The sequence below is a fragment of the Streptomyces sp. NPDC048270 genome, assembly GCF_040652335.1.
Classification (GTDB): domain Bacteria; phylum Actinomycetota; class Actinomycetes; order Streptomycetales; family Streptomycetaceae; genus Streptomyces.
The window spans coordinates 48,632-64,090 of sequence record NZ_JBEZLV010000006.1 but is presented as its reverse complement, the minus strand read 5'-3'; the positions used below and the strand labels follow the sequence as shown (position 1 = coordinate 64,090).

General features: G+C 74.4%; 15 protein-coding genes. 8 read left to right on the top strand and 7 right to left on the bottom strand.

Annotated features, from left to right (window positions below; translation table 11 throughout):
* Window positions 1-69 precede the first annotated feature (69 nt).
* Genes AB0D66_RS08210 through AB0D66_RS08200 form a run of 3 tightly spaced genes read left to right on the top strand, consistent with a single transcriptional unit; the run spans window position 70 to window position 2,400 of the window.
* On the top strand, window positions 70-1,008 hold the full coding sequence (locus AB0D66_RS08210) for a M48 family metalloprotease (RefSeq protein ID WP_362298456.1): 939 nt from the start codon (window positions 70-72) through the stop codon (window positions 1,006-1,008).
* 50 nt (window positions 1,009-1,058) lie between these two features.
* Entirely contained in the window at window positions 1,059-1,742 is a 684-nt protein-coding gene (locus AB0D66_RS08205; protein WP_362298453.1) for a phosphatase PAP2 family protein, read from the top strand.
* Window positions 1,743-1,779: 37 nt separating this feature from the next.
* A complete protein-coding gene (locus tag AB0D66_RS08200) occupies window positions 1,780-2,400 on the top strand; it encodes a helix-turn-helix domain-containing protein (RefSeq protein WP_362298450.1) in 621 nt (206 codons plus the stop codon).
* A 41-nt stretch (window positions 2,401-2,441) separates the two neighbouring features.
* On the opposite strand, the gene AB0D66_RS08195 is transcribed toward AB0D66_RS08200, so the two are convergent.
* Complete coding sequence (locus AB0D66_RS08195; protein WP_362298447.1) at window positions 2,442-3,926, bottom strand: hypothetical protein; 1,485 nt, start codon at window positions 3,924-3,926, stop codon at window positions 2,442-2,444.
* Window positions 3,927-4,010: 84 nt separating this feature from the next.
* Here AB0D66_RS08195 and AB0D66_RS08190 point away from each other — a divergent pair, with 84 nt between their 5' ends.
* Both AB0D66_RS08190 and AB0D66_RS08185 read left to right on the top strand, forming a co-directional pair.
* A complete protein-coding gene (locus AB0D66_RS08190) occupies window positions 4,011-4,694 on the top strand; it encodes a DUF305 domain-containing protein (RefSeq protein ID WP_362298855.1) in 684 nt (227 codons plus the stop codon).
* Window positions 4,695-4,746: 52 nt separating this feature from the next.
* Complete coding sequence (locus tag AB0D66_RS08185) at window positions 4,747-6,105, top strand: FAD-dependent oxidoreductase (protein ID WP_362298445.1); 1,359 nt, start codon at window positions 4,747-4,749, stop codon at window positions 6,103-6,105.
* A gap of 9 nt (window positions 6,106-6,114) precedes the next feature.
* Here AB0D66_RS08185 and AB0D66_RS08180 read toward each other — a convergent pair whose 3' ends face one another.
* The 3 genes from AB0D66_RS08180 to AB0D66_RS08170 form a co-directional block, all read right to left on the bottom strand.
* Window positions 6,115-6,465 (bottom strand): helix-turn-helix transcriptional regulator, encoded by a 351-nt coding sequence (locus AB0D66_RS08180; protein WP_362298442.1) that lies wholly within the window; start codon window positions 6,463-6,465, stop codon window positions 6,115-6,117.
* A gap of 287 nt (window positions 6,466-6,752) precedes the next feature.
* On the bottom strand, window positions 6,753-7,853 hold the full coding sequence (locus AB0D66_RS08175; RefSeq protein ID WP_362298440.1) for an NADH:flavin oxidoreductase/NADH oxidase: 1,101 nt from the start codon (window positions 7,851-7,853) through the stop codon (window positions 6,753-6,755).
* Window positions 7,854-7,933: 80 nt separating this feature from the next.
* The gene (locus AB0D66_RS08170) at window positions 7,934-9,274 is read right to left on the bottom strand and encodes a wax ester/triacylglycerol synthase family O-acyltransferase (RefSeq protein WP_362298437.1); all 1,341 of its coding nucleotides are present in this window, start codon (window positions 9,272-9,274) and stop codon (window positions 7,934-7,936) included.
* 221 nt (window positions 9,275-9,495) lie between these two features.
* Here AB0D66_RS08170 and AB0D66_RS08165 point away from each other — a divergent pair, with 221 nt between their 5' ends.
* The 3 genes from AB0D66_RS08165 (at window position 9,496) to AB0D66_RS08155 (ending at window position 12,296) form a co-directional block, all read left to right on the top strand.
* Window positions 9,496-10,587, top strand: a complete 1,092-nt coding sequence (locus tag AB0D66_RS08165) for an exo-alpha-sialidase (RefSeq protein WP_362298434.1) — start codon at window positions 9,496-9,498, stop codon at window positions 10,585-10,587.
* Between the two features lie 11 nt (window positions 10,588-10,598).
* A complete protein-coding gene (locus tag AB0D66_RS08160) occupies window positions 10,599-11,285 on the top strand; it encodes a uracil-DNA glycosylase (protein WP_362298432.1) in 687 nt (228 codons plus the stop codon).
* Window positions 11,286-11,381: 96 nt separating this feature from the next.
* Window positions 11,382-12,296: a hypothetical protein gene (locus tag AB0D66_RS08155; RefSeq protein ID WP_362298430.1), complete on the top strand. Its 915-nt coding sequence runs from the start codon at window positions 11,382-11,384 to the stop codon at window positions 12,294-12,296.
* Between the two features lie 69 nt (window positions 12,297-12,365).
* On the opposite strand, the gene AB0D66_RS08150 is transcribed toward AB0D66_RS08155, so the two are convergent.
* The 3 genes from AB0D66_RS08150 to AB0D66_RS08140 all read right to left on the bottom strand — a co-directional run bounded on the left by AB0D66_RS08150 (window position 12,366) and on the right by AB0D66_RS08140 (window position 15,452).
* On the bottom strand, window positions 12,366-13,436 hold the full coding sequence (locus AB0D66_RS08150; protein ID WP_362298427.1) for a lactonase family protein: 1,071 nt from the start codon (window positions 13,434-13,436) through the stop codon (window positions 12,366-12,368).
* A 55-nt stretch (window positions 13,437-13,491) separates the two neighbouring features.
* The gene (locus tag AB0D66_RS08145; protein ID WP_362298424.1) at window positions 13,492-14,628 is read right to left on the bottom strand and encodes a nitric oxide synthase oxygenase; all 1,137 of its coding nucleotides are present in this window, start codon (window positions 14,626-14,628) and stop codon (window positions 13,492-13,494) included.
* Window positions 14,629-14,867: 239 nt separating this feature from the next.
* The gene (locus tag AB0D66_RS08140; RefSeq protein ID WP_362298421.1) at window positions 14,868-15,452 is read right to left on the bottom strand and encodes a GNAT family N-acetyltransferase; all 585 of its coding nucleotides are present in this window, start codon (window positions 15,450-15,452) and stop codon (window positions 14,868-14,870) included.
* Between the last annotated feature and the right edge of the window lie 7 nt (window positions 15,453-15,459).

The following is a 15,459-nucleotide window of genomic DNA, read 5'->3' as shown; positions in this document are numbered from 1 at the left end:
ACGTGTCCTGCGTCACCAATGCCCCGCGACCGTACCCGCAGGTAGCCCCGCGCTCATAGGCTGGCGGCCATGATGGTCCCCGTCGCTCTCCTGCTGCTCGGTGCCCTGACCGCGGTGCTCGCACCCCGGCTGCTGGCCCGCGCCCGCTGGCCCGAGCGCGAACCCGTCGTGGCCCTGTGGGTGTGGCAGTGCGTGGTGGCCGCGGTGCTCCTGTGCTTCGGGCTGTCGATGCTGCTGAGCTCGGCCGCCGCCTGGCACGCGGTGCGGGGGCGGCTCTTCGCCGCCGCCCCGCACGGGGTCGTGGACGCCTACGCCCTGGGGGCTTCCGGCGGCCCCTGGGCCGCCGGCACCGCCCTCGTGCTGGCGGGCGGGGCGCTGTGGACCGCGGCGATGCTGGCCCGGGAGGTGCTCGGGGCGCGGGCCCGGCGGCGTGCGCGGGGAAGCGAACTGCTGGTGCGGGCCCCGCTGCTGCCCGGGGAGGAGCCCACGGGCGCGCGGCTCGTCGTCCTGGAGGGCCCGCGGCCGGACGCCTGGTGGCTGCCCGGGACCGCCCCGCAGCTGGTGGTCACGACGGCGGCGCTGGGCCGGCTGAAGGGGAGCCAGCTCGACGCGGTCCTGGCCCACGAGCAGGGGCACGCGGCCGCCCGGCACGACTGGCTGCTGCACTGTTCGCGGGCCCTGGCCGGGGGCTTCCCGCAGGTGCCGGTCTTCGCGGCCTTCGAGGCGCAGATGCACCGCCTGGTCGAACTGGCCGCCGACGACGTGGCCTCGCGGCGGTACGGCCGGCTCACCATCGCGCTGGCCCTGGTCGGGCTGAACGAGGACCGCGGGGTGTTCGGCCCCTCCGCGGCCCCGCAGGCGCACGTACAGGAACGGGTGCGGCGGCTGCTGTCGGCCGCGCCCCGGCTGTCCGCGCTGAGCAGGCTCCGGCTGACGGCGCTGGCGGCCCTGGTCCCGGCGGTACCGCTGCTGGTGGCCTTCGTGCCCGGGCTGAGCGCCCTGGGGTAGGGGCCCGCGCGCCGTCCCGCTCCCGGGGCGCGTGGTGCGAGGATCGCCCCATGCGGAGCGATCACTTGCGTTGGGCGGGCATCGGCTGCGCCCTGCTCGCGGCCGTCGTGACGGCCCTGGTGGTGGCGGGGTGGCGGCCGCTGCTCTCGTTCGACGAGCAGGTGGTCCGGGACCTCCACCGCCACGCGGTCGCCCACCCCGGGGTCACGCAGGCCATGCGGATCCTCAGCGACTGGGTGTGGGACCCGTGGGCCATGCGGGCCCTGGCCGCCGCCGCCGGCGTGCTGCTGTGGCTGCGGGGCCGGCGGGAGCTCACGGTGCGGCTGGCGGTGGCGGTGGTCGGGGCGACCGCGGTGCAGCAGGGCCTGAAGGCACTGGTGGGGCGGGAGCGTCCGCAGTGGCCCGATCCGGTCGACCGGGCGGAGTTCGCGGCCTATCCCTCCGGCCACGCGATGACGGCGACGGTGGTGTGCGGGCTGCTGCTGTGGCTGCTCCCCCGCCGGACCCCGCGGTGGGCGGCGGCCGCGGCGTGGGCCGCCGCCGTGGTCTCGGTGCTCGGGGTGGGCTTCACCCGGATCTACCTCGGGGTGCACTGGCCGTCGGACGTACTGGGCGGATGGCTGCTGGGCGTGGCCCTGGTGGCAGTCGTCGCGGCGACCGCGGGCCCTCGCCGGGAGTGTGCCTGCCCTGGGCGATCCCCCGTGTCACCCAGAGCAGGCGGCCCCGCGCGCTGAGTATATTGGCTCCGAGCCAGTCAACGCAGGAGTAAGCATGTCCCCGCGCAGCGCATCGGTCAATGAAGAATTGCGCAGACGTTCCCGGGAGCGGCTGCTCCAGGCCACGGTCGAGCTCGTCGCCGAGCGGGGCTACGAGGCCACGACCCTCGGCGACATCGCCGACCGGGCGGGCGCGGCCCGCGGCCTGGTCTCGTACTACTTCCCGGGCAAACGGCAGTTGCTGCAGTCGGCGGTGCACCGGCTGATGCACCTCACCCTGGACGCGGCCCTGGAGCGCGAGCCGCGCAGCGACGACGGACGGGAGCGGCTGGCGCGCGCGATCGACGCCGTCCTCGGGCTGGCCCGGGACCAGCCGCTGCTGATGCGGACGCACATGGCGGGCATCCTCACGGCCGAGGGCTTCGTGCAGTGCCCGGAGCAGCAGCGGCTCGCGGAGCTGCTGCGGGACACCGTCGCCCGGTACGGCTCGCCGGACGTGGACGCGGACTATCCGCTGCTGCGGGCGCTGCTGATGGGCGCCGTGGTGGCGGTCCTGCTGCCCGGTGCGCCGATGCCGCCGGCCCGGCTGCGGGCCGAGCTGTTCCAGCGCTACGGGCTGGACTGGGAGCTCGGTGTTCCGCCGGCCGGCGGGCCGCCCGGCGGAACGATTCACTGAGGTCGCCGGGCACCGGTCGCCGGTGTTCCGGCGACCGGCGGTCAGCGGTACTCGGGCTGGGTCTGGACGTTGAGCCGGTCCATCCACACCCACTTGGCGCTCTCGGTGCGCCAGTCGTCGAGCCGGAGCACGTCGAAGCCCTTGGCGATGTCGTTCGAGTAGATGTGGCCGTTGTAGTAGTACGCCGACCAGGAACCGCCGAGTCCGAGCGCATCGGTGGTCAGCGGGCCTCGCTCGAAGTACCCGATCTCCTTGGGCCGGGCGGAGTCGGTGAAGTCCCACACCGAGACCCCGCCCTGGTACCAGGCCTGCACCATGATGTCGCGGCCGCCGCCGACCGGGACCAGCGAGCCGTTGTGGGCCACGCAGTTCTCGGTGTCGGCCTGGTGGCGCGGGATCTTGAAGTAGCTGCGGAAGGCGAGCTTGCGCTGGTCCCCGCGGCCGGTGATGTCGTAGATCCCGTCGGCGCCCCGGTCGGGGCCGGTGGCCTCGTTGCAGGTGGCGCCGCCTCCGCCGCCGAGCTCGTCGGTGAACACCACCTTGTCCGCCCGCTCGTTGAAGGTGGCCGAGTGCCAGAACGCGAAGTTCACGTTGTCCTGCACCCGGTCGATGACCCTCGGCTGCTCGGGCCGGCTGATGTCGAAGAGGATGCCGTCGCCCATGCAGGCGCCGGCGGCCAGGTTCTTCGACGGCAGCACGGTGATGTCGTGGCAGCCGGTGGTCTTGGAGACGCCGGGGTTGGTGGGCCCGCCCGGGTTGCCGCCGTCCGGGAACAGGACCGGGAAGGCGACCACGGCGGCCTTGGTCGGCGCCTTCTTCGGGACCTTCACCACCGAGATGCCGTCGTGCGGCGGCTTGCAGTCGGGGAAGGCCTCGTTCGGGGAGTAGGAGGCGACGTACACGTAGATGTCGCGGCCGTCCGGCACCAGGGTGTGGGTGTGCGAACCGCAGTTGGTCTCGACGGACTTGATGTACTTGGGGTTCTTCTTGTCCTTGATGTCGAAGATCTTGATGCCCTCCCAGGAGGACTTCTCCGTCGCGGGCTGCGTGACGCTGGTGCAGGAGTCGTCGCTGCGCGAGGAGTCGGTGGAGAGGAAGAGCAGGTCCCCGTGGACGGAGATGTCGTTCTGGCCGCCGGGGCACAGCACCTGGCTGACGGTCTTCGGGGCCCTGGGGTTGGCGATGTCGTAGATCGTGAAGCCGTTGTAGTTGCCCGCGTAGGCGTACTTGCCCTGGAACGCCAGGTCGGTGTTGATCGTCGCGCTCTCGGCGAGGGGAACGTTCGCCAGGTGCTTGATGTTCTTGCTGTGCACGATCTCGTCCTGGCCGGGGATCTCGCCGGGGGCGATCTCCCTGCCCTCGACGATGCCCGCGTCCTGCCGGCTGCCGCCGCCCGGTGCGAGGTCGCCCGGGTCGGGGGTGGCGGCCGCCGGCCCGGCGGTCAGGAGCGTGGCGAGGAGTCCGGCCGCCGCGACGGCCGCCGCCACTCTCCCCCTGCCTGCTCTCGTGCTGTGGAACGAGCTCACTGTGCCCTCCCATGGGAGTCCGGTCGGTTCCGCTCGATGGGGGAACGGAACCCGGACCCCGGCAGTATCTTCCTTTCCATGGACATGGCAAAAGACCCCCGGGGGCGCGAGGCACGGGGAACCCGCCGGGGCCGGTGCTCCGCCGCGGTCGTGGCCGCGGGCCTCCTGCTGGTACTCGCCGGCTGCCAGGACGAGGACCGGGCCGGCGGGGCCCCGGGGGCCGAGGACGGCCGGCCCGTGGTCGTCGCACCGGGCAAGCCGGGCGAGAAGGCGCGCACCCTCACCCCCGAACAGGCCGCCGGGGAAAAGCCCGACGACAGCCCGAACGCCGCCGACCACGCCTACGTGCAGGGCATGATCGAGCACCACCGGCAGGCGCTGGCCATGAGCGCGCTGGCGCCGCAGCGGGCCTCGGCGGACGGGGTCAAGCGCCTGGCGGAGCGCATCGCCGCCGCCCAGCAGCCCGAGATCGGGGCGATGGAGCGGTGGCTGGCCCTCCACCCCGCGCCGCCGGCGGGCACGGGCGGACACGACCACGGCGCGATGCCCGGCATGGCCACGGAGCAGCAGCTGCGGGAGCTGACCGGGGCCGCCGGCGCCGACTTCGACCGGCTGTTCCTGAAGCTGATGACCGCACACCACGAGGGCGCGCTGAAGATGGCGGGCCAGGCGCTGGCCGGGGGCAACAACGTCGCGGTCGAGGAGATGGCCACCGAGGTGGTGGCCACGCAGAGCGCCGAGGTCCACCGGATGCGCGCGATGGGCTGACGGCCGGAGCACCCGGTGTCATGCTGGGACCACCTGCGGGAGGAGCTCCGCCGTGCTTCGTATCGCCGTCGTCGGATCGGGCCCCAGCGGGGTCTACGCGGCCCAGACCCTGGTGCAGCAGCGCGAGGTGCCGGGCGTGCGGGTCGACGTACTGGACCGGCTGCCGGCCCCGTACGGGCTCGTGCGGTACGGGGTGGCCCCCGACCACGAGAAGATCAAGTCGCTGCAGGGCAGCCTGCGCACCGTGCTGGAGGACGAGCGGATCCGCTTCCTCGGGAACGTCGAGGTCGGCGGGGAGCAGCTGTCGACCCAGCGGCTGCTGGAGCTGTACCACGCGGTGGTGTACTGCGTGGGCGCGGCGCGCGACCGCATGCTGGGGATCCCCGGCGAGGAGCTGGCCGGGGTGCATTCCGCGACGGCCTTCGTGTCCTGGTACAGCGGACACCCCGACGCCGTCGCCGAGGCGTTCGGGCTGGCCGGGGTGGACTCGGCGGTCGTGGTCGGCGCGGGCAACGTCGCCGTGGACGTGACGCGGATCCTGGCCCGGGGCGAGGCGGAGCTGGCGCCGACGGACATGCCGCAGCCGGCGCTCGGCGCGCTCGCCGAGAGCGGGGTGCGGCGGGTGGCGATGGTGGCCCGGCGCGGCCCCTCGCAGGGCAAGTTCACCACCAAGGAGCTGCGGGAGCTGGGCACGCTGCCCGGCGTCGACGCCGTGGTGGATCCCGCCGAGGCGGCCCTCGACCCGGTCTACGGAGACCCGGCCGCGGCCGCGGCGCTGCCCGCGGTGGCCCGGCGCAACCTCGAGGTGCTGCGCGGCTGGGCGGAGCGGGGCCCGGGCGGGGCGGGGCGCCGCATCGACCTGCGGTTCTACCTGCGCCCGGTGGAGATCCTGGGCGGGCCCGGGGGCCGGGTGAGCGGCGTGCGCTTCGAACGGACGGCCCCCGACGGCCGGGGCGGGGTGAGCGGGACGGGGGTGTACGAGGACCTCGGGGCGCAGCTGGTGCTGCGCTCGGTGGGGTACAAGGGCGTCCCGCTGGCGGGCCTGCCCTTCGACCCGGCGACGGGCACGGTCCCGCACGCGGCGGGCCGGGTGGTGCGCGCGGGCCGGGCCTCGGTCGGCGAGTACGTGGCGGGCTGGATTAAGCGCGGCCCGACCGGGGTGATCGGCACGAACCGGCCCTGCGCCAAGGAGACCGCCTCCTCGCTGCTCCAGGACGCGGGGGCGCTGGCCCGGCGCGAGCTGCCGGGCGACCCGCTGGACGCGCTGCGCGCGGCGGGGCTGCGGCCGGTGGAGTGGCCGGGCTGGCTGGCCGTGGAGACCGCCGAGGCCGACCTGGGCCGCTCGCTGGGCCGCCGTTCGGTGAAGATCCCCGACTGGCAGGGCCTGTTGGGCGCGGCCGGGCTGGCGTAAGGGGCCGTCTCAGGCCTTGCCCAGGCGGGCTTCCTCGGCGGCGGCCGCCGTGAGGACGCTGTCGAGGAGGCCGGGGAAGAGGCCCTCCAGCTCCTCGCGGCGCAGGGCGTTGAGCTTGGTGGTGCCGCGGTAGGTCTGGCGTACGACACCGTTCTCCCGCAGGACGCGGAAGTGGTGGGTGGTCGTGGACTTGGTGACCGGCAGGTCGAAGGAGGAGCAGGCCAGCGCCGAGGCCGAGCCGTCGAGGTCCCGGACGATGGAGAGCCGGACCGGGTCGGAGAGCGCGTGCAGCACTCCCTCCAGGCGGATGCCGTCCGCCTCGGGGTGGGCCAGGGCGCGGGCCGCGTCACGTTCCGTCATGTGCCTGCTCCGCTCGCTCGCCCGGGTGGTCGGTCCCCCATCGTACGAGAGTCATCGTATGAGCCGGGCCGGGTGCGGCCCGGCCCCGCCGGGACCGGTGCGTCGCCGGACCAGCGCGTCACCACGGCCGGCGCGTCACCACGACCGGTGCGTCACCACGGCCGGCGCGTCGCCGGACCAGCGCGTCACCACGGCCGGCGCGTCACCACGACCGGTGCGTCACCACGGCCGGTGCGTCGCCACGGCCGGTGCGTCGCCACGACTGGCGCGTCAACAGGACCGCCACGTCACCAGGAGCGGTGGTACGGGGCCGGCGTACGGATCTCCGCGCCCAGTTCGGCGGCCGCGCGGCGGGCCCAGTACGGGTCGCGCAGCAGCTCCCGGCCCAGCAGGACCGCGTCGGCCTCGCCGTTGGCCAGGATCTTCTCGGCCTGCTCCGGTTCGGTGATCAGGCCGACGGCGGCCGTGGGCAGGCCCGTCTCGGCCTTGACCCGGGCCGCGAAGGGCACCTGGTAGCCGGGGCCGACCGGGATCGTCGCGCCGGGGGCGAGGCCGCCCGTGGAGACGTCGAGGAGGTCCACCCCGTGCTCCTGGAGCAGCCGGGCCAGCCGGACCGTCTCGTCGGCGGTCCAGCCGTCCGCCTCCAGCCAGTCGGTGGCGGAGATCCGGAAGAACAGCGGGAGCTCCTCGGGCCACACCGACCGTACGGCGTCGACGACTTCGAGGGCGAAGCGGGTGCGGTTGCCGAAGGAGCCGCCGTACGCGTCGGTGCGCCTGTTGCTGTGCGGGGAGAGGAACTCGCCGATCAGGTAGCCGTGCGCGCCGTGGATCTCCACGACCTCGTAGCCCGCCGCGAGCGCGCGCTCGGCCGCGGCCGCGAACTGCCCGACGATCTCGCGGATCTCATCGGCCGTCAGCTCGTGGGGAACCGGGTGGGCCTCGGAGAAGGGCACGGCGCTGGGCGCGACCGCCTGCCAGCCGTGCTCCTCGGGGCCGACGGGGCCGCCGCCCTTCCAGGTGCGGTCGGTGGAGGCCTTGCGTCCGGCGTGGGCGATCTGGATGCCGGGGACGGCGCCCTGGGACTTCAGGAAGCCGGTGATCCGGCGCAGCGCCTCGACCTGGGTGTCGTTCCAGATGCCGAGGTCGTAGGGGGAGATCCGGCCCTCCGGGGAGACAGCGGTGGCCTCCTGGATGATCAGGCCGGTGCCGCCGGCGGCGCGGGCCGCGTAGTGGGCGAAGTGCCAGTCGTCGGCCACGCCCGCGTTCGGGCCGGAGGGTTCGGCGCTGTACTGGCACATCGCGGCCATCCACACGCGGTTCGCGGCCGTGACCGAGCGGAGGGTGTAGGGCGCGAACAGGGCTGCGAAGGCAGCGGGGGCAGCACTCATCAGGGCTCTCCAGACGTCACCGGGCGGACCGGGGATCGGGGGCTAAGTACGAGAGTCACCGTACTACGAAATCTCTCGTACTACGAGACCTCTCGTACAAGCGCGTCGAGCTCCGCGCGCAGTGCGTGCGCCAGGGCCGGCAGGTCCGGGACGGCGGCCGCGTCGGCGACGAGGCCGTAATGGGCGGTGCCCTTGTAGGTGGAGACCGCGACGGCCAGCGACTGCCCGTGGGCCAGGGGGGCGAGCGGGTAGACCTCCCGGACCCGGCTTCCGCCGAGGGAGAGGGTCAGGCCGGGCAGCGGGACGCTGGTCACGAGGATGTCGAAGAGCAGCCGGGCGGCCTGGGCGACGAAGGGGCCGCCGAGCCGGTGGCCGAGCGGGTGGACGTGGTCGGCGAGCAGGGCGACGGCCCCCGCGCCGCGGGCGGGTCCCGCGTCCTTGTTGCGGTCCATCGCCGCCCGTACGCGGTCCAGGCGCAGCAGCGGGTCGCGCTCGGCGAGCGGAAGCCTCAGCAGGTATCCGGAGAGCCGGTTGCCCCCGCCGCCTCCGGGCCGGCCGCGGCGGGAGACCGGGATCAGGGCCCGCGGGCCCGGCCCGCAGGGCGCGGGGTCGCCCCGGCCCTCCAGCCAGCGCCGCAGCCCGCCCGCGACCACGGAGATCAGCACGTCGTTGACGGTGCCCCCGGCGGCCTTGCGGACGAGGGCGACCTCGTCGAGGTCGAGGGCGAGCCCCGCGACCGTGCGGGATCCCTTGCCGGAGGCTCCCGCGGTGAGCACCCCGGGGACCCCGAGCGGCAGGCCGGCGCGGGCCACGGCGGCGCCGATCTCCAGGGCCTGGCCGACCTCCTGGACCCGGGCCGCGAGGACTCCGGGCAGCCGCCGCAGGGCGGATCCGGCCCGCTGCTCGGGGAGGGGCCGGCGCGCGGGGCCGGGCCGGGCGGACGGCCGCAGGTCCGGGCCCTCGTCGAACAGCGCCGCGGCCAGGGCGAGCGCGCCCAGGCCGTCGGCGAGGGCGTGGTGGAACTTGAACAGGACGGCGAAGGAGTCCGGGTCGGGCCCGGCCATGACGTGCGCCTCCCAGGGCGGCAGACCCCGGTCCAGGGGCCGGGCCATCAGCGGGCCCGCGGCGGTGTGCGCGAGGGGCTCGTCCGTGCGGACGAGGAACACGTGCCGGGCCGGGTCGAAACGGGGGTCGGGCGACCAGGCGGCCGCGCCGACCGGCAACAGGACGTCCCGGATCCGGCGGCGCAGGCCCGGCACGGCGGCGCAGCGGGCGGCGAGCAGTTCGGCGGCGTGCTCGGCGGCGGCGGGTCCGCGGCCGGGAGCCGCGAATACGGCGAGGGCACCGAGGTGCATGGGGTGGGCGGCGGATTCGATCCGCCAAAAGGCCAGGTCGAGCGGGGACAGGTGCTCGGTTGCCACGTACGTCCTCTCGCGTGCTGCTGTGATGGCCTGAAGTCAATCCATTCCGAACACCCGCATGCAAGTAACAACGATTTCCCGATCGTAAATGAGTCGTAAATGATCGGTATCAACCAGCGGCTCGGAACGCAGCGCCGCCCGCCGGGCCGCTGTCAGTGGACGGGTGCAGACTGGCCGAAAAGCTCCGAATGCATGGACGACGAAGTCCGGAGGTACCGGCCATGGCCGACGTACTGCTGCTCGTGGGTACCCGCAAGGGGCTCTTCATCGGCCGCCGCCGGGGCGCGGCGCCGTGGGAGTTCGACGGTCCCCACTTCAACGCCCAGGCCGTGTACGCGGTCGCCGTCGACCGGCGGGGGCCGGCGCCCCGGCTGCTGGTCGGCGGGGACAGTTCGCACTGGGGACCGTCCGTCTTCAGCTCCGACGACCTCGGGGCGACGTGGCAGGAGCCCGCCGCGGCCGCGGTGCGGTTCCCCAAGGACACCGGAGCCTCCCTGGAGCGGGTCTGGCAGCTCCAGCCCGCCGGACCGGAGGCCCCCGACGTGGTGTACGCGGGCACCGAGCCCGCCGCCCTGTTCCGCTCGGTGGACCGCGGCGAGTCCTTCGAGCTGGTCCGCCCGCTGTGGGAGCACCCGAGCCGCGGCAGCTGGCAGCCGGGCGGCGGCGGCGAGGGCCTGCACACGGTGATCACCGATCCGCGCGACCGGGACGCGGTGACCGTGGCCGTCTCCACCGCCGGGGTGTTCCGGACGAGGGACGGCGGGGCCAGCTGGGAGCCCTCCAACGACGGGGTGTCCGCGGTGTTCCTGCCCGATCCGAACCCCGAGTTCGGCCAGTGCGTCCACAAGATCGCCCAGGACGCCGGGAACACGGACCGGCTGTACCTGCAGAACCACTGGGGCGTCTACCGCAGCGACGACGCGGGGACCCGGTGGACCGACATCGGCGGCGGGCTGCCCTCCGACTTCGGCTTCGCGGTGGCCGCCCACCCCCACCGCCCGGACACCGCCTACGTCTTCCCGCTCAACGCGGACTCCGACCGGGTGCCGGCCGAGCACCGCTGCCGGGTCTTCCGCACCCGGGACGCGGGCGCCAGCTGGGAGCCGCTCACGAAGGGCCTGCCGGACGGGGACCACTACGGCACGGTGCTGCGCGACGCGCTGTGCACGGACGACGCCGACCCCGCGGGGATCTACTTCGGCAACCGCAACGGCGAGCTGTACGCCAGCCACGACGACGGCGAGACCTGGCAGCTGCTGGCCGAGCACCTGCCGGACGTGCTCTGTGTGCGGGCGGCGACGATCGGCCAGTAGAGTGATCCACCGTGGCAGCACGACCGTTGAACGAGATCGTCGAGCCGGGCTGGGCCCGGGCTCTGGAGCCGGTGGCGGGGCAGATCGCCGCGATGGGCGACTTCCTGCGCGCCGAGATCGCGGCGGGCCGGACCTACGTCCCGGCCGGGGCGAACGTCCTGCGCGCCTTCCAGCAGCCCTTCGACGAGGTGAAGGTGCTGATCGTGGGCCAGGACCCGTACCCCACGCCGGGGCACGCGGTGGGCCTGTCCTTCTCGGTCGCGCCCGAGGTGCGGCCGGTGCCGCCGAGCCTCGACAACATCTTCCTGGAGCTGCACCGGGACCTCGGCACCGGCCGCCCCGTGAACGGCGACCTCACCCCGTGGACCCGGCAGGGCGTGCTGCTGCTCAACCGCTCGCTGACCACCGCGCCCCGCAGGTCCAACGCCCACCAGGGCAAGGGCTGGGAGGCCGTCACCGACCAGGCCATCCGGGCGCTCGCCGCGCGCGGCAAGCCGCTGGTGTCCGTCCTATGGGGCCGGGCGGCCCGCAACCTGCGGCCGCTCCTCGGCGAACTGCCGGTGGTGGAGTCCTCCCACCCCTCCCCCAAGTCGGCCGACTTCGGGTTCTTCGGGTCCAGGCCGTTCAGCAGGACCAACCAGCTGCTGGCGGAACAAGGATCACAGCCTGTGGACTGGCGCTTGCCGTCCGTGAGTTGACCCTGTCTGCCCTTCACCGGATAAATACGGACAGATGCCACCGGAGATGGCCCTGCCCGAACACCCCGTTCCGATAAGCCAGTAGCATGCGGCGCCATGAGCTCCCCCACTGGGCCCGCAAATGGCCTGCCCGTACGAATGCCGCGACCCCGCCAGACCGGACGGCACCGCCGGCCCGAGCCCGCGGCGGCGCCCGAGGGCGCGCCCGCGCTGGTGCTCGCCGTGCCCGGGGTCCCTTCGCCCTCCTCGCGCGGGCTGGCGGAAGAGATCATCAGCATCGGCCGTTCCGAGCTGCCGGGGCTCGATGCCCGCATCGGCTTCCTCGAGGGTGACGACGCCTCCGAGTTCCCGTCCCTGTCCGGCGTGCTGACCGCCGTCGCGGGCGAGCGCGCCGCGCGTGCGGAGTTCGCCCGCGCGGCCGGCCACGAGGTGCCCGCGCCGACCGGCCCGGACGCCGTGGTGGTCCCGCTGCTGGCCGGACCCGACGGCGACCTGCTCCGCCGGGTCCGCCAGGCGCTGATGGACTCCTCGGCCGCGGCCGAGCTGGCCGACGTGCTCGGTCCGCACCCGCTGCTCGCCGAGGGCCTGCACGTGCGCCTGTCCGAGGCGGGCCTGGCCCGCGCCGACCGCGCCCGGCTGTTCACCGTGACCACCGCCGCCGACGGCATCGTGCTGGCCACGACCGGTGGCGAGGAGGCCGTACAGGCCGCCGGGATCACCGGGATGCTGCTCGCCGCCCGGCTCGCCGTGCCGGTCAAGGCCGCCGCGCTCGACCAGGAGGGCTCGGTGGCCGCCGTCGCCGAGCAGCTGCGCCGCGAGGGCTCCACGCAGCTCGCGCTGGCCCCGTACCTGATCGGCCCGGAGGCCGCCGACGGGCTGCTGGACACCGCCTGCAAGGAAGCCGACTGCGCCGCCTCCGAGGTGCTGGGCGCCTACGGCGCGCTCGGCAAGCTCGCCGTCTCGCAGTACGCGGCGGCTCTCGGGCTCACCCAGGGCGCCTCTGCGCACTGATCCCGCTCACGCACCCGCGAGCGCGAGGGCCCCCGCCGTCACCGGCGGGGGCCCTCGCGCTTGCGGGTGTCAGCCGAAGACCACGCAGGTGGCGGCGGGCACGGCCACCGAACCGGCCCGGTGCGGCTGCCCGGTCACGGGGTCGACGTCGAACCAGGTGACGTCCCCCGAGCGCTCGTTGGCCGCGTACAGGCGGCGCCCGGCGGGGTCGGCGGCGAGGTCCCGGGGCCAACTGCCGCCGCACCGGACGACGCCGGTGAGCTCCGGCTTCTCGGCGCCCGCGGCCAGCGAGAGGGTGGCGATGGTGTCGGCCCCGCGGACGGCCGCCCAGACGAACCGTCCGTCGGGCGAGGCGACCACCGCCGAGGGGTAGGCCCGCACGGCCTCTGAGGGGCCCGCGGAGGCGATCGGAACCTCTGCGACCGGTTCCAGTTGCCCGGCGGCCGCGTTCCAGCGGCAGACGGTCAGCTGCGGCTCCAGCTCGTGCAGGACGTAGGCGACCGCGCCGTCCGGGTGGAAGGTGAGGTGCCGGGGTCCGGTTCCGGCGCGCAGGACGGTCTCGGTGTGGGGCCGCAGCCCGCCGGTGGCCGGGTCGAGCGCGCAGACCCGTACCGAGTCGGTGCCGAGGTCCACGCTGAGCACCCAGCGGCCGCTCGGATCGGGCAGCACCTGGTGCGCGTGCGGCCGCTCCTGGCGGTCGGGGTCGGGGCCCGATCCCTCGTGCGCGAGGACGGCCGCGGGGCCGCCCGGGCTGCCGTCGGCCCCGAGCGGCAGGCTGCTGACGCTGCCCGAGGTGTAGTTGGCGGTGAGCAGCCGGTCTCCGGCCAGGCTGAGGTGGGTGGGCCCGGAGCCGCCGACGGGGACGGCCGGGCCGAGCGGGGCGAGGCCCTCGGCGGTGGGCGTGAAGGCGGCCACCGCTCCCTCTCCGGTCTCGCTCACGGCGTAGAGCACGCCCGTACCGGGGGCGAGGGCGAGGTACGAGGGGTCCGCGACGGCGGCGCCGGTGGACCCGAGCGGGGTCAGGGCCCCGGTGGCCGGATCCACGGCCGCGGTGGTGACACCGCGGCCGCCCCCCGAGGTGAACGAGCCGATGTAGGCCCGGTGTCCGCCGCCCTGGTCCGAGTTCTGCGCGCCGTACACGGGCTGCCCCTCTCCGCCGTTCCGGATCCGTCCGGAGCCGACGGTAACAGAAGGTCTATACCAAATCCCGCCCTTGGGCCCGGTCCTGGGCGCCCAGGTGGTGGACGTACGCGGTGCTGCTCGGCCGGTCCTCGTACGTGCGGTGGAAGACCGGGGTCGCCGAGCCGGAGATCGGCGGCACGATCCAGGACCAGTCCGCGCCCACGTCCCGGCCCTTGCGCTCCTCCCGCTCCATGTGGGACAGGAAGCGCCGGGACTCGGTGTGGTGGTCGGCGATGGTGACCCCGGCGCGGTCGAAGGAGTGCAGGACCGCCCGGTTGAGCTCGACGAGCGCGCGGTCCTTCCACAGGGAGCGGTCGCTCGAGGTGTCCAGGCCCAGTCGGCGGGCCACGGCGGGCAGCAGGTTGTACCGGTCGGTGTCGGCGAGGTTGCGGGCGCCGATCTCGGTGCCCATGTACCAGCCGTTGAACGGCGCGGCCGGATAGTGGATGCCGCCGATCTCCAGGCACATGTTGGAGATGGCGGGCACGGCGTGCCAGCGCAGCCCCCACTGCGCCCAGCCCTCGTCTTCGGGGTGCCCGATCGGGACCTCCAGGACGGCGTCCGCGGGGGTGTCGAACCAGCGCGGCTTGTCGTCGACGCCCTGCACCACGAGGGGCAGCAGGTCGAAGGGGGTGCCGGCGCCGCCGCGCCAGCCGAGCCGCAGCAGGGCCTCGGTCAGCGGGGCGTTGCGGGCGTCTCCCACGGTGACGGAGTGGTGGTCCCCGTAGCCGGCGTAGCGGACGAGCTGTTCGCTCCAGATCAGCGGGCCGGGGCGGCCCGGGGCGTCGGGGGCGAAGACCGTGATCGTGGGCCTGACCCGGCCGCCGTTGGTCGCCTCGCGCAGGTGCTCGAAGCATTCGGCGGCGATGTCCTCGGCATCGGTGCTCTCCCGGCGGTCGCGGACCCGCAGGGAGTTCCAGTAGAGCCTGCCTATGCAGCGGTTGCTGTTGCGCCAGGCCACCCGGGCCCCGTGGACCAGCTCCTCGGGTGTGTGCCGGTAGGTGCCGGTCTCCGCCAGTTCGGACCGTACGGCGGCGAGCCGGTTGCGCGGATCACCGGCATCGCTGTTCTCCCTGTGGAAGAGTCGGATGAACTCCTCGGCCGCTTCCCACACCTGAGCGGTGGTGGAGCGCTGTTGAAGTATTTCCATTCCGGGCCGTTACCCCCTGTCCGAGCAGATCCACCCTGTACATGCCGGATGAATGTGCAGTAAACAATCACCCGTTGTACATGCCGCAGGTCAGGACCGCGGGCAAGGGCCGTCCGGAACACTCCTCCGAGTGATCTTCGCAGATAGGCCTGCGGACCGGGCTCGAAGGGGCGTACGATCCGCCGCAGCGCGGGAGTTGACCCTTCTCGGAGGCCTGCGGTCAGGTTCTCGCCGACGCCTCAGAGACAGGGCCGGCTCATGAAGAGCGCCTGCTCCCCGGCCGCGGGCGTGCCGTCGTACAGGGTGGTGTCGAGACCGCAGAGGCTGAACCCCATCCGCCGGTAGGCGTGCACGGCGGGGGCGTTGACGGAGCTCACCTCCAGCCAGAGGTGCTCGGCCCCCCGCTCGCGGGCGAAGTCCGCCGCGCACTCCATCAGCGCCCGGCCGATGCCGCGGCCCCGGTGGCCGGGAGCCACCTCGATGTCCTCGATGGTCAGCCGCCGGTTCCACACCGCGTAGCCAACGGCGGCGAAGCCGCACACCAGACCGCCGTCGAGGGCCACGAAGGTCCGCGCGTCCCCGCCGGCGCCGGCGCCTCCGCCGGACCCCTGCTCGTCGTGCTCCTCCGGCGGGAACGCCTTGTACAGGGGCGGCTCCGCGGGAACCTCGCGGAGCAGGAAGCCGAAGGAAGCACCGTCCGGCGGGACCACCTCGAAGACGGTGTCCGTGGTGAAGGAGCCGTCGAGGGCCTCGATGGCCCCCGCGTCCTCGGGACGGGCCAGGCGGTAGACGATGCCGGCGGCGGAGCCGGGTGCGGTGGTCATGAGATCC

What these genes read in the sequence shown, in the direction of transcription:
- AB0D66_RS08210 (WP_362298456.1), top strand. Translation starts at nt 70, where the DNA reads ATGATGGTCCCCGTCGCTCTCCTGCTGCTCGGTGCCCTGACCGCGGTG.
- AB0D66_RS08205 (WP_362298453.1), top strand. Translation starts at nt 1,059, where the DNA reads ATGCGGAGCGATCACTTGCGTTGGGCGGGCATCGGCTGCGCCCTGCTC.
- AB0D66_RS08200 (WP_362298450.1), top strand. Translation starts at nt 1,780, where the DNA reads ATGTCCCCGCGCAGCGCATCGGTCAATGAAGAATTGCGCAGACGTTCC.
- AB0D66_RS08190 (WP_362298855.1), top strand. Translation starts at nt 4,011, where the DNA reads ATGGCAAAAGACCCCCGGGGGCGCGAGGCACGGGGAACCCGCCGGGGC.
- AB0D66_RS08180 (WP_362298442.1), bottom strand. Translation starts at nt 6,465, where the DNA reads ATGACGGAACGTGACGCGGCCCGCGCCCTGGCCCACCCCGAGGCGGAC.
- AB0D66_RS08175 (WP_362298440.1), bottom strand. Translation starts at nt 7,853, where the DNA reads ATGAGTGCTGCCCCCGCTGCCTTCGCAGCCCTGTTCGCGCCCTACACC.
- AB0D66_RS08165 (WP_362298434.1), top strand. Translation starts at nt 9,496, where the DNA reads ATGGCCGACGTACTGCTGCTCGTGGGTACCCGCAAGGGGCTCTTCATC.
- AB0D66_RS08155 (WP_362298430.1), top strand. Translation starts at nt 11,382, where the DNA reads ATGAGCTCCCCCACTGGGCCCGCAAATGGCCTGCCCGTACGAATGCCG.
- AB0D66_RS08145 (WP_362298424.1), bottom strand. Translation starts at nt 14,628, where the DNA reads ATGGAAATACTTCAACAGCGCTCCACCACCGCTCAGGTGTGGGAAGCG.
- AB0D66_RS08140 (WP_362298421.1), bottom strand. Translation starts at nt 15,452, where the DNA reads ATGACCACCGCACCCGGCTCCGCCGCCGGCATCGTCTACCGCCTGGCC.